Source organism: Pseudomonas sp. DG56-2 (genome assembly GCF_004803755.1).
Taxonomy (GTDB): Bacteria; Pseudomonadota; Gammaproteobacteria; order Pseudomonadales; family Pseudomonadaceae; genus Aquipseudomonas; species Aquipseudomonas auratipiscis.
In genome coordinates, this window is record NZ_CP032311.1 from 2,671,765 (window position 1) to 2,685,976 (window position 14,212).

13 protein-coding genes are annotated in these 14,212 nt (G+C 61.4%); 7 read left to right on the forward strand and 6 right to left on the reverse strand.

Annotated features, from left to right (window positions below; translation table 11 throughout):
- The first annotated feature begins 132 nt into the window (after nt 1–132).
- Nucleotides 133–1,368, forward strand: coding sequence for a helix-turn-helix transcriptional regulator (locus D3Z90_RS12080; RefSeq protein ID WP_136476012.1), 1,236 nt, complete (start codon nt 133–135; stop codon nt 1,366–1,368).
- Nucleotides 1,369–1,408: 40 nt separating this feature from the next.
- Nucleotides 1,409–2,242, forward strand: a complete 834-nt coding sequence (locus tag D3Z90_RS12085; protein WP_136476013.1) for an SDR family NAD(P)-dependent oxidoreductase — start codon at nt 1,409–1,411, stop codon at nt 2,240–2,242.
- Between the two features lie 76 nt (nt 2,243–2,318).
- Here D3Z90_RS12085 and dmpG read toward each other — a convergent pair whose 3' ends face one another.
- From dmpG to D3Z90_RS12105, 4 genes are all read right to left on the reverse strand, one after another.
- A complete protein-coding gene (dmpG, locus tag D3Z90_RS12090; RefSeq protein WP_136476014.1) occupies nt 2,319–3,341 on the reverse strand; it encodes a 4-hydroxy-2-oxovalerate aldolase in 1,023 nt (340 codons plus the stop codon).
- Nucleotides 3,342–3,352: 11 nt separating this feature from the next.
- A complete protein-coding gene (locus D3Z90_RS12095) occupies nt 3,353–4,279 on the reverse strand; it encodes an acetaldehyde dehydrogenase (acetylating) (protein WP_136476015.1) in 927 nt (308 codons plus the stop codon).
- A 39-nt stretch (nt 4,280–4,318) separates the two neighbouring features.
- Nucleotides 4,319–5,110 (reverse strand): fumarylacetoacetate hydrolase family protein, encoded by a 792-nt coding sequence (locus D3Z90_RS12100; RefSeq protein ID WP_136476016.1) that lies wholly within the window; start codon nt 5,108–5,110, stop codon nt 4,319–4,321.
- Between the two features lie 72 nt (nt 5,111–5,182).
- The gene (locus D3Z90_RS12105; protein WP_136476017.1) at nt 5,183–5,956 is read right to left on the reverse strand and encodes a glucose 1-dehydrogenase; all 774 of its coding nucleotides are present in this window, start codon (nt 5,954–5,956) and stop codon (nt 5,183–5,185) included.
- 186 nt (nt 5,957–6,142) lie between these two features.
- On the opposite strand from D3Z90_RS12105, the gene D3Z90_RS12110 reads away from it, so the two are divergent.
- The 5 genes from D3Z90_RS12110 (at nt 6,143) to D3Z90_RS12130 (ending at nt 11,309) form a co-directional block, all read left to right on the forward strand.
- On the forward strand, nt 6,143–7,774 hold the full coding sequence (locus D3Z90_RS12110; RefSeq protein ID WP_136476018.1) for a DUF1302 domain-containing protein: 1,632 nt from the start codon (nt 6,143–6,145) through the stop codon (nt 7,772–7,774).
- A 14-nt stretch (nt 7,775–7,788) separates the two neighbouring features.
- Nucleotides 7,789–9,000 carry an NADH:flavin oxidoreductase gene (locus D3Z90_RS12115; RefSeq protein ID WP_136476019.1) on the forward strand — a complete coding sequence of 404 codons (1,212 nt, stop codon included), beginning with the start codon at nt 7,789–7,791 and terminating at the stop codon, nt 8,998–9,000.
- A gap of 146 nt (nt 9,001–9,146) precedes the next feature.
- Complete coding sequence (locus D3Z90_RS12120; RefSeq protein WP_136476020.1) at nt 9,147–9,890, forward strand: SDR family NAD(P)-dependent oxidoreductase; 744 nt, start codon at nt 9,147–9,149, stop codon at nt 9,888–9,890.
- A 10-nt stretch (nt 9,891–9,900) separates the two neighbouring features.
- Complete coding sequence (locus D3Z90_RS12125; RefSeq protein WP_136476021.1) at nt 9,901–10,674, forward strand: SDR family NAD(P)-dependent oxidoreductase; 774 nt, start codon at nt 9,901–9,903, stop codon at nt 10,672–10,674.
- A complete protein-coding gene (locus D3Z90_RS12130; protein WP_371922286.1) occupies nt 10,674–11,309 on the forward strand; it encodes a nuclear transport factor 2 family protein in 636 nt (211 codons plus the stop codon). The genes D3Z90_RS12125 and D3Z90_RS12130 overlap by 1 nt, the downstream gene beginning before the upstream one ends.
- Nucleotides 11,310–11,775: 466 nt before the next feature.
- Here D3Z90_RS12130 and D3Z90_RS12135 read toward each other — a convergent pair whose 3' ends face one another.
- Together D3Z90_RS12135 and D3Z90_RS12140 are read right to left on the reverse strand one after the other, a co-directional pair.
- A complete protein-coding gene (locus D3Z90_RS12135) occupies nt 11,776–12,963 on the reverse strand; it encodes an acyl-CoA dehydrogenase family protein (protein WP_136476023.1) in 1,188 nt (395 codons plus the stop codon).
- Nucleotides 12,960–14,129, reverse strand: coding sequence for an acyl-CoA dehydrogenase family protein (locus D3Z90_RS12140; RefSeq protein ID WP_136476024.1), 1,170 nt, complete (start codon nt 14,127–14,129; stop codon nt 12,960–12,962). The genes D3Z90_RS12135 and D3Z90_RS12140 overlap by 4 nt, the downstream gene beginning before the upstream one ends.
- Nucleotides 14,130–14,212 lie beyond the last annotated feature (83 nt).

Below are 14,212 nucleotides of genomic sequence, written 5' to 3' on the forward strand. Positions count from 1 at the left end.
TTGCGCGGCATATTGTCGCGGCAAGCGCCAACGTGCAATTTGTACACGCGTTACCGCGGGCTTGCCCCGCTGCCAAAACAATAAAAATAACAAGGGGAGGCCAGTGGGCCTTACCCGAGCAAGGAGACGACAGTGGAAAATTCTGTGTTGACTCACGATGCACTGGCCCAATTGGGCCTGGACCTTGCTGGCTACGACCGTCTGGTTGGCGACATCTACGATGGCGCACTCGATCCCAAGCCGATGGCCCGTACCCTGGAAAACCTGCGTACAGCATTCAAGGCCAACTACGTCACCTTGATTCTGCGGGTTCCCGATCAGCCCGACATGGGTGTGATGATCATCGCCGGAGATATCGAAGGCGAGGGCGAAGTCATCTACATGGCCTACCCGCAAACCCATACACCCTTTACCAACCAGGCGCCGGACCAGGTGTTCACCGTCGATGACATCATGTCCTCGGCGCAGTGGGAGCAAAACGCCTACTTCAAGATGTATTGCAGCCAGCAGAATGTCTATCACGTGATGGGCGCTGACATTTCCACGCCAGATGGCGGCAAGTTGCGCTTTCGTATCACCCGGCCCAAGTCCTCGCCCAACTTCTGCGTCAAGGAGCGTGCCCTGTGCAGCATGTTCGTGCCGCACCTGCGCCGAGCCCTGAACATTCACAACCTGCTCGATCGCAGCGAGTCGCTCAGCGAACTGTACGCCCAGGCTATCAGTCGTCTGTCGGTGGCTACACTGGTGCTGGATGAATGCGGCAGTGTGCTGCGGGTCAACCCGGTGGCGCAGAGCATTCTTGCCAGTGGCGATGGCCTGAAACTGGTAGGCGGGCGCCTGGAGGCGACGTACCCAAGCGATAATCGCGAGCTGCAGCGTCTGATTCGTGCCGCCTTTGCCGAGGGCACTGCAAAAAGTGCCGATGCGATGTCGGTGAGCCGCCCATCCGGGCAAGTCAATCTGGGGCTGGTGGTCGAGCCGATACCCTCACTGGATTGGGCTGACGAGAAGGGCAAGCCGGCTGCTCTGGTGTACATCCGCGATGCGGCGAGCAAATCCCTGGCCAGCGATGTGGTGACCAAGCAACTGTTCAACCTGACCAAGGCCGAGACGGCCCTGGCGATGGAACTGGCCAACGGTTTGTCGCTGGAAGAGGCTGCCGAGTCGTTGAATATCCGGCGCAACACGGCACGGGCGCACCTGCGTTCGATCTTCTCCAAGACGGGCGTACGCCGCCAAACCGAGCTGGTGCGCATTCTGCTCAACAGTGTGGTGGCCCTGGGTAAGCCGCAGGCGACCCTCAAGGTCGCGGCTAAAGCCACGCTTCAAGTACCCCCCTTGACCTTGGCAACGCGCCGACAGGCCTAGGTGGCACCTACGATTCGCAACGTTTCTAGAAGGAAGCCCCATGAACAAAGTGGCATTCATCACCGGCGCCAGCCGTGGCATCGGCCGTGAGGCGGCGCTGGCATTTGCCCGCGCCGGTTTCGATGTGGCGATCAGCGCTCGTACTGTCGATGAAGGCGAGCAGCACGAGCATGCCTTGCGTGATGCATCGGGCGCGCCGCTGACCGGCAGTTTGAACAGCACCGCCGCCGAAATCCGGGCCCTGGGTCGCAAAGTGCTGGTGGTGCCGATGGACCTGCTTGACAGTGCTTCTGCACTGGATGCTTGTGCGCGCGTGATCGCCGAATTTGGCCGCATCGATGTGCTGGTCAACAACGCAATCTATCAGGGCCGCGACCTCAACAGCGGCTTTCTGACGTTGCAAGCCGAGACGCTTGAGCGCGTTTTCCACGGCTACCTGCTCACGCCCTTCCTGCTGACCCGGGCGGTGGCGGAGCAAATGTTGCAGCAAGGTGGCGGAGTGGTTATCAACGTGACCTCCGGCGCCGGCGAGAGCGACCCTCCGGTGGCGGCAGACAAAGGTGGTTGGGGCTATGCCTATGGCGCTGGCAAGGCTGCGGTGTCGCGGTTGGCAGGCGTACTGGCGACGGAGTTGGGCGATCGCGGTATTCGCGCCTATACCCTCAACCCCGGTGTGGTGAGTACCGAGGCGCTCAAGGCGACTATCGGTGACCAGGGCGTGATTGCCTTGCGCGCGGGCATTGCCCCGCCAGAAGTACCGGCCCAAGTCATGCTGTGGCTGGCCACTGCACCCGAGGCACCCAACTATCAACGCCGCACCATCGCCGCGCAGTCGCTGGCGTTGGAGCAGGGGATTGTTGCGGATTGGCGCTGATCGGCCAGCGCACATTACAGTTGATGTAAAAACGCCGGCTGTCATCAGCCGGCGTTTTTGTCGAAGGGGCAGCAGGTTAAGCCCGCAGCCGCGCCAATGTCATCGCGGTATCCTCGATCATGTCCTCTTGTCCACCAACCATTCCGCGGCGTCCCATCTCCACCAGAATCTCCCGCGCCGGCACGCCGTATTTCTGCTCGGCACGCTTGGCAAACAGCAGGAACGATCCATAAACCCCGGCGTAGCCCATGGTCAATGCATCGCGGTCGCTGCGAATCGGGAAGTCCATGATCGGCACCACCAGATCTTCGGCCACGTCCTGAATGCCAAACACGCTGACGCCGGTCTCGATGCCCATGCGGTCACACACCGCCACCAGCACTTCCATCGGTGTATTGCCCGCACCGGCACCCAGCCCGGCACAGGCAGCGTCGATTCGCCGAGCGCCTGCTGCAATCGCTGCGATGGAGTTGGCGACGCCCATGGACAGGTTATGGTGACCATGAAAACCGATCTCGGTCTGCGGTTTGAGCGCTGCGCGCATGGCGGCTACCCGTGAGCTGACATCATCGGGCAGCAGGTAGCCGGCGGAGTCGGTGAGGTAGATGCAGTTGGCGCCGTAGCTTTCCATCAGCAACCCTTGCTTGACCAGGCCTTCGGGGCTGTTCATGTGCGCCATCATGAGAAAGCCGACGGTATCCATGCCCAGCTTGCGGGCATGGGAAATGTGCTGCTCGCTGACATCCGCCTCGGTACAGTGGGTGGCCACACGGATGGTGTTGACGCCCAGTTCGTAGGCCATTTTCAAGTGATCGACGGTGCCGATACCGGGCAGAAGCAGCGCCGACACCTTGGCGTTCTTCATCAACGGAATCACCGCTGAGAGGTACTCTTCATCGCTGTGCGCCGGAAACCCGTAGTTCACCGAGCTGCCACCCAGGCCGTCGCCATGGGTCACTTCAATCAGGGGCACTCCGGCCTGGTCCAGACCGCAGGCGATGTCTTTCATCTGCTGCAAACTGATGCGGTGACGTTTGGGGTGCATGCCGTCACGCAGGCACATGTCATGAACGGTGATTTGCTTGCCGCTAAGTTCCATGAACGTTTTCCTTATGCAGTGGCGGGTTCGGTGCTGGCGCGCAGCACCAGTTCACCCTTGATGATTTCTTCTGCAAACATCTCGGCCGTGCGTGCCGCTGCGGCGGTCATGATGTCGAGGTTGCCGGCATACTTGGGCAGGTAGTCGCCCAAGCCCTCGACTTCCATGAAGATCGATACCCGGTTGCCATCGAACACCGGGCCGTTGACCAGCTTGTAGCCAGGCACATAGCACTGAACCTGTTCGATCATTGCCGCGATAGCGGCGCGAATGGCTGCCTCGTCCGGGGTGTCGGCGGTCAGGCAATGCACGGTGTCGCGCATGATCAGTGGCGGCTCGGCCGGGTTGACGATGATGATTGCCTTGCCCTGTTTCGCCCCGCCAACCTGCTCGACGGCACGCGCGGTGGTGCGGGTGAACTCATCGATGTTCTTGCGCGTGCCAGGGCCCACCGATTTAGAGGCAGCGGTGGCGATGATTTCGGCATAGTCCACCGGCTGCACACTCGACACCGCCGCGACCAGCGGAATCGTCGCCTGGCCACCACAGGTGACCATGTTGACGTTCATCTCGCCACGGGCAAGGTTGGCCTTGAGGTTGACCGGCGGTACGCAGTAGGGGCCGATGGCGCACGGGGTCAGGTCGATCATCAACACGCCGAGCGCATTGAGCTTGCGCGAGTTTTCGGCATGGACGTAGGCGGAGGTGGCATCGAAGGCAATCTGCACCTGGTCTTCCAGCACATGGGGCAAAAGCCCGTCGACGCCATCGGCGGTGGTTTTCAGGCCCAGCTCACGAGCGCGCTGCAGGCCTTCCGATCCGGCTTCGATACCCACCATCCACACCGGTTCCAGCACGTCGCTGCGCATCAGTTTGTAGAGCAGGTCGGTGCCGATATTGCCCGGCCCGATCAGCGCACATTTGATCTTTTTGCTCATGGTTTATCGCTCCTGGAATGAGGAAAGGAGGGTTGCCTGTCAGGCGACAAAGCGCAGGCTGGCGTTACCCAGGCCGCTCATCGACAGGTTGATGCGATCACCGGGGATCAACGGCACCAGGGGTGCCAAAGCGCCGGAGAGAATGATTTCGCCTTTGCGAAATGGAATGCCCAGCTCGCCAAGGGTATTGGCGAGCCACGCCACGGCCTCGCATGGGTGCCCCTGGACTGCCGAACCGAGGCCGCTACCGGCAGGTTGACCGTTCTTGAGCATGTGCATCTCGACCCGCGCCAAGTCCAGGCCACGCGGGTCGATGCGCTGTTCACCCAGTGCGAACACGCCGCACGAGGCGTTATCGGCCACGGTGTCCTGGATGCGGATCTGCCAGTTGTCGATGCGTGAATCAACAATCTCGAAGCACGGCGCCACCGACTGGCTTGCGGCCAACACGTCCGCGGCGCGAATGCCGGGGCCTTTGAGGTCTTCGCCGAGAATGAACGCTATCTCACCTTCGGCTCTTGGCTGGATCAGCTGATAGCGGGCAAAACTGATTTCGCTGCCATCGTCCACTTGCATGGCATCGGTAAGAAAGCCGAAGTCGGGTTGGTGCACATCGAGCATCTGTTGCACGGCGCGGCTGGTAACGCCGATTTTTTTGCCGATAACCCGTTCACCCAGGGCTTCACGCCGCTGCAGAAAACGCAGCGAAATGCGATAGGCCTGGTCCAGGCTGATGGCCGGGTGGCGCTGAGTAAGCGGCGCGAGGGTGGTGCGCCCACGCAAGGCATTGAACAGTTCATCGCCCAGGGCGGTGATCAGGGAGGCATCCATGGCGGCTTCGCTCTGTGGAAGGAATAAAAAAGCCGGTCCCAAGGGGCCAGGGTACCGGCACAAAAAGGGCTCTCAGGCAGGCCAGACGCTACTGTCGGCGCCGCCATCGACATCGATGATCTTGCCGGTGACCCAGGCTGAAGCCGGGCTGGCCAGGTAGAGGGCAGCGGCAGCGATATCTTCCGGGCTACCCAGGCATTTGAGCGGCGTGTTGGTTTCCATCGCCTCACGCATGGCTGCCGGCATGACCTTGTTCAAGGCTTCAGTCATGGTTGGCCCCGGGGCAACGGCGTTGACGCGCACCTGGGGGGCGAAATCCTGGGCCAGCAGGCGGGTCAGGTGGCTCAAAGCTGCTTTGGCAGTGCCATAGGCGCTGAACTGGCGTTGGGCATAGCGCGCCGCCACCGAGCTTACGTTGATGATGTTGCCGCCCCCGGCTTCACGCATCAGCGGCACACACAGTTGGCACAAGGCATAGGTACTGGTGACGTTGAAGCGCAGGATCTGCTCGAACTGCTCCGGGCTCATCTGCAGGGCATCGTTGGGGCCACCGCCGCCGGCATTGTTCACCAGGTGGGTGATGCGCCCGAACTGTTCCTGGCTCTGACGCACCAAGGCCAGGCGTTGCTCGCTGTCGTTGACGTCGCAAGCAATGGCCAGGGCGCGGCGTCCAAGGCTGCGCACCTCGTCGGCAACCCGCTCGATGTCCTCGGCGCTTCGCGCACTGCAGATCACATCGGCGCCGGCTTCGGCATACGCCAGGGCAATGGCGCGACCGATACCGCGACCACTGCCGGTGACAATGGCAACACTGCCGGGCAGTTGAAAGCGTTGCAGGATACTCATGGACTGTTCTCCCCTTGGACGATGACGGGAGTATTCCCCGCGCCTCGGGCAGGCGGCATCGTCTCAACGGACTAACGCCAGGCGGGTCGAAGGGTCAGTTGGCCTAGGCCAAATGGATGATGCTCACCCCGATACGGCGTTTCACTCTGCGCAGGTCACCCTAAAACAACAAAAAAGGATTGTTGCATGTCTAGGTACAACGCAACGCATGGTGGGCTGCTGCTGACATTGACCGTAGCCTGTTGCCAGGCCAATGCCGGGCCACGCCTGGAGCTGGGTGAAAACACCACCCTGGACACATCGCTGACGGTCAACTACACGGCGTCAATGCGTACCGCCAAGCCCGCCCACGAATATCTCAACGACCTCAACAATGATGACGGTACACGCAACTTCGACCGTGGTGCGCTGATCACCAACCGCGTCAGCCTGTTCGGTGAGCTGCTGCTCAAGCACGACAACCTCGGTGCGGTGCTGCGCGGTAGTCATTTCTACGATGACGTTTATCACAACCGCAACGACAACGACTCGCCCGACACCGTGAACAAGATCGGTCGACATGACGGCTTTGTCGAAGACACCCGGCGCCTTAGCGGCAGCAAGGCTCGCCTGCTCGATGCTTATGTGTACGGCAACTTCGATGTGGCCCAGAACCAGTACCTGTCGATCAAGGCCGGGCGTCATCTGGTGGCCTGGGGCGAGAGCCTGTTCTGGGCCAACATCAGCCAGGGCCAGGCACCGGTTGATGCGACCAAGTTCAACGTACCCGGCACCGAGGCCAAGGACGCGTACCTGCCCGTCGGGCAAATCTCGGCGTCCTGGTCGCTCAACGAAGACCTCGCGCTGGTGGGCTTCTACCAGTACGAATGGGAAAAAACCCAACTCAACCCGGTTGGCGATTATTTTGGCAGCGATACGTTCGGGCCAGGCGCCGAGTTCTACCGGCTTGGCGCCGGGGTGATCAACAACTTGCCAGACACCAGCTTCACGGCAGTCAATTACGCTGGCGATGTCGAACCGCGCGACAGCGGCCAATGGGGCCTGGGTGTGCGGTATCGGTTAACCGAGAACACCGAGGTCGGGCTGTTTCACTACCGTTATCACGAGCGCGTCGGGGCGCTGTTCTTCGACTTCAGCGGCCAGACGCAATATTCCTCGCTCAGCGGTGTCGGCAAGTATGCCCGTGCCGGCAGCGGCCCGGCCTATCGCATCGGCTACTTCGACGACGTCGAACTGACCGGCGTGAGCTTCAGCTCCAAGGTCGGTGACTCGGTGCAGTTTGCCGGCGACCTGAGCTACCGCGATGGCGCTGCGGTGTACCTGGATAACGGCGCGCCGGCCCGTGGCCAGTTGTGGCAGGGCAACCTCAATGGCAGCTACATCCTTGGCCCCAGCCTTCTTGCGCAGCAGACCACGGTCATGGCCGAGGTGGTGCACCAGCGTATCGATGGCGTCGACACCCTGCACATCAGCGGTGGCGGAGCGGGTGTCGATGGCAGTTTCGACAACTTCGAGTCGAAAACCCAAACCCGCGGCCAGACCCTGCTCGGTATAGGTACTTATATGGATTACCTGGGCATTGCCGATGGCCTGGACCTGACCACGCGCCTGGTGTGGACGCAAAACATCGATGGCAGTGCCTATCAGGGCCTGGGTCGAGATGAAAAGCGCCTCACCGTCGGTGGCGACTTCAAGTACCTGGGCAACTTCCAGGTTGGCCTGACCTACGTCGCCTACCTCAGCTCACCCGACATCGCCCAAGGCCGAATGCTGGCTGACCGCGACTACCTGTCGTTCAACGCTAAATACACTTTCTGAGGAAACGGCCCGCCATGCACACTTCACCCTTCAGCCCGATCGATATCGGGCCGCTGACGTTGAAAAACCGCTTCATCAAGGCGGCGACCAACGAAGGCATGAGTACCCAGGGTCTGCCTTCCAAGCTGCTGGTCAAGCTACATGCTGGGCTTGCTCGCGGCGCGGTGGCAATGACGACTGTGGCCTATTGTGCGGTCAGCAAGGATGGGCGCACCTTGCCCAATCAGCTGACGTTGACGCGTGAAAGCCTTCCTCACTTCAAGGCGCTGACCGATGCCGTGCACCAGCAGGGTGGCCTGGTCAGTGCGCAGATCACCCACGGTGGCTGCTTCACCTTCCTGCGCGAGCGCAGCAGCCGTTACCCGCTGTCAGCCAGCGGTGGCTTCAACAAGATCGGCATGATGAGCGGCATGTTCTTCAAGCAGGCCATGACCGAGACCGACATGCGCGAGGTGATAGAAGACTTTGCCAACGGTGCGCGCCTGGCCCGGGAAGCCGGTTTTGACGCCGTGGAAATCCATATGGGCCATGGCTACTTGCTCAGCCAGTTCATCTCGCCGATGTACAACAAGCGCCGGGACCATTACGGCGGCTGCCTGGAAAACCGCCTGCGCTTTCCCTGTCGAGTGCTACGGGCGGTACTCGACGCGGTCGGACGTGACCTTGCGGTTATCTGCAAATACAGCGTTACCGAAGGCGTACGGGCCGGCAACAGCGCCGAGGACGGGGCACAGATAGCGCGGATGCTGGAGCGCGAGGGCGCCCACCTGTTGGTACTCAGTGCCGGAATGAACGCCGAGTCGATCACCACCATGTTTGGTTCTTCGTTCCCCAAGGAGAATCGAGTGCAGCAGAAGAACCCGCTGATCGCCCTGGCCATGAAGATTCAGCGCCTGCGCGACCCCACGGTGGAGTTTCGCGAACTGTACCTGCTTGAACATGCACGCAAGGTGCGCGCGGCGGTGAGGATGCCCTTGGCCTACCTGGGCGGCGCCAAGAGTCTTGCCAGTATCGAACAGATCATGGCCGAAGGTTTCGATCTGGTGGCCATGGGGCGGGTGCTGCTGGCCGAGCCGGACTATGTCGAGAAGCTTGCTACCGGCGCCAGCAAAAACTCGATCTGTACCGCCTGCAACCGCTGCGTGGCAATGATGTACACGCCGGGGGGTACGTCCTGTGTGTTGGGCCAACCTGGCGATGCCGAGCTCAACCGCCAGCCGGCTTGAGCAGTAGGTGCGGTGTTGGGTGTTGGTTGTGTGCGGGCGCTAGTCCTATCGGACGATGTTTGCAGCGAGTCGGCACTCAATCATGCAGGTGACCGGCCTGCTGGATGTTCAGCGGGCCTCTATGCACGGTACTGCAGGAGAACGTTATGAAGTTGCTGAACAAAGTCGCCTTTGTCACAGGCGCGGGACAAGGAATGGGCCAGGCCATGGTCCGCCGTTTTGTCGCCGAAGGCGCCAAGGTGGTTGCGGTAGACCTGAATCAGGCGGCGCTGCTCGACAGCCTGGCGGATTTGAGCGACCTCGATGACCGCGTTTTGGCCCTGGCGTGCAACGTGGCTGACGCAGCTTCGGTAGCCGATGCCATGGGCCAGGTCGAGGCCCGGTTCGGCGGTCTCGATATCCTTGTCAATAATGCCGGTGTCGGCGCCTTCGACAGCTTCCTCGACACCCCGGACGAGAGCTGGGCTCGCGTGATCGGGGTGAACCTCGGCGGGACATTCCTGTGCTGCCGCGAGGGCGCGAAGCTGATGGTCAAGGGCGCGCGCAAAGGGGTGATCATCAACCTTTCCAGCACCGCCGCACTTACCGGTGAGGGACCCAGCCACTACTGCGCTTCCAAGGCCGGCGTCATGGGCCTGACCCGTTCGATCGCGCGCGAACTGGCGCCCAGTGGTATCCGCGTCAACAGCCTGGTGCCGGGTCCAACCAACACACCGATGATGGCCGGTGTCGCTGAAGAACACATGCAGGCGATGCTGGAAAACGTGCCATTGGGGCGTTTGTGCGAAACCGACGAGATCGCCGGGGTTGCGGTATTCCTGGCGGGTGACGATGCCAGCTTCATTACCGGCCAGAACATTGCGGTCAACGGTGGCATGGCCTTTATCTGAGGGGATATCAATGAACAAACGACTAGCAGGCAAAATCGCGTTCATCACCGGTGCCGGTTCCGGTATCGGTCAGGCCACAGCGTTGCGCTTTGCCGAAGAAGGCGCCACGGTTGTGCTGTGTGGGCGTCGTGAGCAACCATTGCAAGACGTGCTGGAACAGATCCAGGCTGCGGGCGGGCAGGGCGATATCGCCGTGGCTGATGTCAGTGACGAACACGCCTATGTCGGCGCCCTGGAAGCTGCAGCCCGGCGCCACGGGCGCCTGGATATCCTCGTTAACAACGCCATGGCCTACACCTGGGGCGGCGTTGATACGCTGTCGACCGCCGACTGGCATGCCAATTTCAGCACCACGGTTGATGGCACCTTCTGGGGTACCCGCACGGCCATGCGCCTGATGAAGGACCAGGGTGGCGGCGCTATCGTCAATATCGCCTCGATCTGCGGTCTGTTCGGCACCGCCTGGATGGCAGGCTACTCGGCCGCCAAGGCGGCGGTGATCAACTTCAGTCGCGCAGTGGCCAGCGAAGGTGCAGCGCACAACATTCGTTGCAACGTGGTTATCCCCGGGGTTGTCGATACCCCGGCCACCGCCGGCATGCTGACGGATGAAAAAACGCGCCGCAATACCGAGAAAGTCATTCCGATGAAGCGCGTCGGGCTGCCGCTGGAGCTGGCCAATGCGATCCTGTTCCTGGCCAGTGATGAGGCGTCCTACGTTACCGGTGCCAGCCTTGCGGTGGATGGCGGGCGCAGTTCGGACCTGTACACGGTGCTGGATTGATGACTATGGACACGACCTCGCTGCACGAGCGCATTGACCGCCTGGAGTCGCTGGATGCGATCCGCCAACTGGCCGGCAAGTATGCCCTGGCCCTGGACATGCGCGACATGGACGCCATGGCTAACTGTTTTGTCCCGGACGTCAAGGTTGGTCGCGACAAGCAGGGCCGTGGGCACTTCAAGGCCTGGCTGGACGAAACCATGCGCCGCCAGTTTCACGGCACTTCGCATCATTTGGGCCAGCACATTATCGAGTTCAGCGATGCCGACCATGCCACGGGTGTGGTCTATTCCAAGAATGAGCATGAGACCGGGGCTGAGTGGGTGATCATGCAGATGTTGTACTGGGATGATTACGAGCGGGTAGACGGGCGTTGGTGTTTTCGTCGTCGCTTGCCGTGCTACTGGTACGCTACCGATCTCAACAAGCCGCCGATTGGGGGGATGAAAATGCGTTGGCCAGGGCGGGAGCCCTATGCCGGTAGTTTTCATGAGTTGTTTCCGTCCTGGGATGCGTTCTGGGCTCAGCGGCCGGACAAGGATGCTTTGCCGCAAGTTGCCGAACCTGCTCCGTTGGAGGCGTTTCTGCTGACGATGCGGCGTGACGCTTCGGAGCCGAAGATTCGGGTGAGGTAGTTGGGGTCGCCTGCGGTTTTGATTTTTTTCGCTCTGGCTTTTTAGCAGGGCGAATTTAATTTGGGGAGGCGGGTTTGTTTCGCGATGTGGCTCTTCAATTGGGGGCTGATCCATTTGCGTTGGCGGCGCTGAGTCACCTTTGCGCCCTTACGGCGCCTTACTTTGGCAGTCGCCCCAAAGTAAGCAAAGGGCTTGCCCCACCAGGGGCCCTACGCTGCGCTTCGGGTCCCCTCGCTACGGTGTCGCTACAGGGCATTGCGATCTACGCGTTGCAAGCAACACTACGATTCGCAACTTCGGCTGGGGCCGAAGGCGCTACGCGCTCGCCCTTTCGCAACACCTTCACTCGGCCCTTCTGGTTAACGGGGCGGGTAGATCAAGGTCAAAAGCAGATCAAAAGCAGATCAGGCGCACATCTGAAGTGGGTTGAGATGTCCCTCTCCGGGGGGAGAGGGCTGCGCGGGGTTCAGGCTCGGGGTTCGCGGGGCATGTTCAGGGCGCGTTCGGCGATGATGTTGCGCTGGATTTCGTTGCTGCCGCCATACACGGTGTCGGCCCGGCTGAACAGAAACAGGGCCTGCAATCGGCTCAGTTGATACGGTGCCCCTTCAAGCACTTCGGCTTCTTCGCCCAGTACATCCATTGCCAGTTTGCCCAGCGCTGCATGCCAGTTGGACCAAGCCAGTTTGTAGATCATCGCTTCGCGCCGCAGGCTGCCGTCCTGGGCTCCGGAAAGCATGCGCAACGAGTTGTAGCGCAGTACTTTCAATCCGGCCCAGGCCTGGGCGATACGCTGGCGCATCAGCGGGTCTTGCGCTGCGCCATTGCGTTTGGCCACGGCGATGATTTCTTCCAGTTCGTTGTGAAACTGCATTTGCTGGCCCAGCGTCGAAGCGCCACGCTCGAAACCCAGCAGGGCCATGGCTATCTTCCAGCCTTCGCCCGGCAGGCCAATCATGTTGTCGCTGGCGGTGCGCGCCTGGTCGAAGAACACTTCGTTGAACTCACTGGTACCGGTCAGTTGCTGGATTGGCTGGACGCGAATCTGCGCCTGATCCATCGGTACCAGCAAGAACGACAACCCGTGATGACCCTGGCTACCCGCTTGGGTACGGGCCAATACGAAGCACCAATCGGCTTCGTGAGCGAGTGAGGTCCAGACTTTTTGCCCGCTGATCAGCCAATGCTCGCCACTGTCATCCAGCCGTGCACGGGTTTGAACGTTGGCCAGGTCCGAGCCCGCACCCGGTTCCGAATAGCCCTGGCACCAGAACTGCGTACCACTGAGGATGCCTGGCAGAAAACGCTGTTTTTGCGCTGCGCTGCCAAATGCCGCCAGGGTTGGGCCAACCAGACCTTCACCTATGTGGCCCATGCGTCCTGGTCCGCCAGCACGGGCGTACTCTTCGTGGAAGATTACCTGACGGCTCAGGCTTAACCCGCGACCACCGTCGGCCTCGGTCCAACCCACGCCGATCCAGCCACCGGCTGCCAACGCACGCTCCCAGGTTTTGCGTTGTTCGGGAAAACTGTGCTCATCCCCCGGTCCGCCGCGAAAGCGCAGGGCGGCAAATTCGCCTTGCAGGTGTTCGGCCAGCCACTGGGCGACCTCTGTGCGGAACGCTTCATCAGCGGCGCTGAATGCGATCTTCATTGCAATTCTCCCAATAACTGCGCCGCCAGGCGTTCACGGTGCAAGGCAGGGCTGCCCAGCAACTGCTCGCTGGCGCGGGCGCGTTTGAAATACAGGTGCGGGTCGTATTCCCAGGTAAAGCCGACACCGCCGTGTAGCTGGATCGACTCGGCCGCACAGTTGAAGAAGGCTTCACTGGCGTGTATCTGTGCGGTGGCCGCGGCTTCCAGAAGTTCACTGGCAACGCTGCTATCGCCATTGCGGTCAAGACGTTCCTGGGCGACGCAGGCGGCATACCACGCCGCAGATCGGGCGCATTCAAGCTGCAGCATGAGATTGGCGCAGCGGTGCTTGATGGCCTGAAAACTGGCGATGGTCCGACCGAACTGGCGCCGTTCGCCGATGTATTCCAGGGTCAGTTCCAGCACCCGCTGTGCGCCACCGCTCTGCTCGGCGGCCAGACCGATTGCGCCGATCTGCAGTACGTCACGCAACAGCGGCCAGCCTTGGCCAGCATCGCTGAGCAGATGCGCAGGACTGACGCTGACGTCGTGCAGCTCGATGCGCGCCAGGCGGCGGGTCTGGTCGAGGGTTGGAAGCGCGTGACGTTGAACGCCAGTGCTGTCGGCGGGCAGGGCAAATAAGCTGATGCCAGCTTCGCCCGCGCTGCCGGGGGTGCGCGCCGCAACGATCAGTAGCTGAGCCTGGTTGCCGTCGATGACCTGCAGGTAGCTGCCGTTCAAACGGTACCCCTGCACATCGGCAACGGCCTGCACCTGCACGCTGTCGGCACCGAGACCAGGCGTACTGGCGAACGCCAGGGTGGCACTGGCGCCCGCGGCAATCGCGCCGAGCCAGCGATCTTGCAACGCCGGGTTGCTGGCCAGCAGCAGCGCGGGCGTCGCCAGGCAGGTAGTCGCCAGCAAGGGTGCGCACAGCAGGTGACGACCGCTCTGTTCCAGCAGGATCGCCAGCTCGGCAAAGCCCAGCCCTAAACCACCGAAGCGCTCGGGAATGATCAACGCAGGCCAGTAGAGCTCTTCGCCAATGCGCTGCCATAACGCGGGGTCATAACCTTCAGGCCGGGACATGGCGGCGCGCACCGCATGGGAGTCGCTGACCTGGGCGAGAAAGCGCGCAGCGCTGTCCTGAATCATCAGTTGTTCTTGGTTGAATGCGAACTCCATGGGTGTCGACTCGGTGCGGCGGATAGAAGCTTGAGTCTAGGAGCGGCGCTTTTAGTGGCGAATCATTGAAACGGACTAGTCTG

Excerpts from the sequence above, each read along its gene's own strand:
- D3Z90_RS12085 (WP_136476013.1), top strand. The coding sequence starts at position 1,409 with ATGAACAAAGTGGCATTCATCACCGGCGCCAGCCGTGGCATCGGCCGT.
- dmpG (WP_136476014.1), bottom strand. The coding sequence starts at position 3,341 with ATGGAACTTAGCGGCAAGCAAATCACCGTTCATGACATGTGCCTGCGT.
- D3Z90_RS12095 (WP_136476015.1), bottom strand. The coding sequence starts at position 4,279 with ATGAGCAAAAAGATCAAATGTGCGCTGATCGGGCCGGGCAATATCGGC.
- D3Z90_RS12100 (WP_136476016.1), bottom strand. The coding sequence starts at position 5,110 with ATGGATGCCTCCCTGATCACCGCCCTGGGCGATGAACTGTTCAATGCC.
- D3Z90_RS12105 (WP_136476017.1), bottom strand. The coding sequence starts at position 5,956 with ATGAGTATCCTGCAACGCTTTCAACTGCCCGGCAGTGTTGCCATTGTC.
- D3Z90_RS12110 (WP_136476018.1), top strand. The coding sequence starts at position 6,143 with ATGTCTAGGTACAACGCAACGCATGGTGGGCTGCTGCTGACATTGACC.
- D3Z90_RS12115 (WP_136476019.1), top strand. The coding sequence starts at position 7,789 with ATGCACACTTCACCCTTCAGCCCGATCGATATCGGGCCGCTGACGTTG.
- D3Z90_RS12120 (WP_136476020.1), top strand. The coding sequence starts at position 9,147 with ATGAAGTTGCTGAACAAAGTCGCCTTTGTCACAGGCGCGGGACAAGGA.
- D3Z90_RS12125 (WP_136476021.1), top strand. The coding sequence starts at position 9,901 with ATGAACAAACGACTAGCAGGCAAAATCGCGTTCATCACCGGTGCCGGT.
- D3Z90_RS12130 (WP_371922286.1), top strand. The coding sequence starts at position 10,674 with ATGACTATGGACACGACCTCGCTGCACGAGCGCATTGACCGCCTGGAG.
- D3Z90_RS12135 (WP_136476023.1), bottom strand. The coding sequence starts at position 12,963 with ATGAAGATCGCATTCAGCGCCGCTGATGAAGCGTTCCGCACAGAGGTC.
- D3Z90_RS12140 (WP_136476024.1), bottom strand. The coding sequence starts at position 14,129 with ATGGAGTTCGCATTCAACCAAGAACAACTGATGATTCAGGACAGCGCT.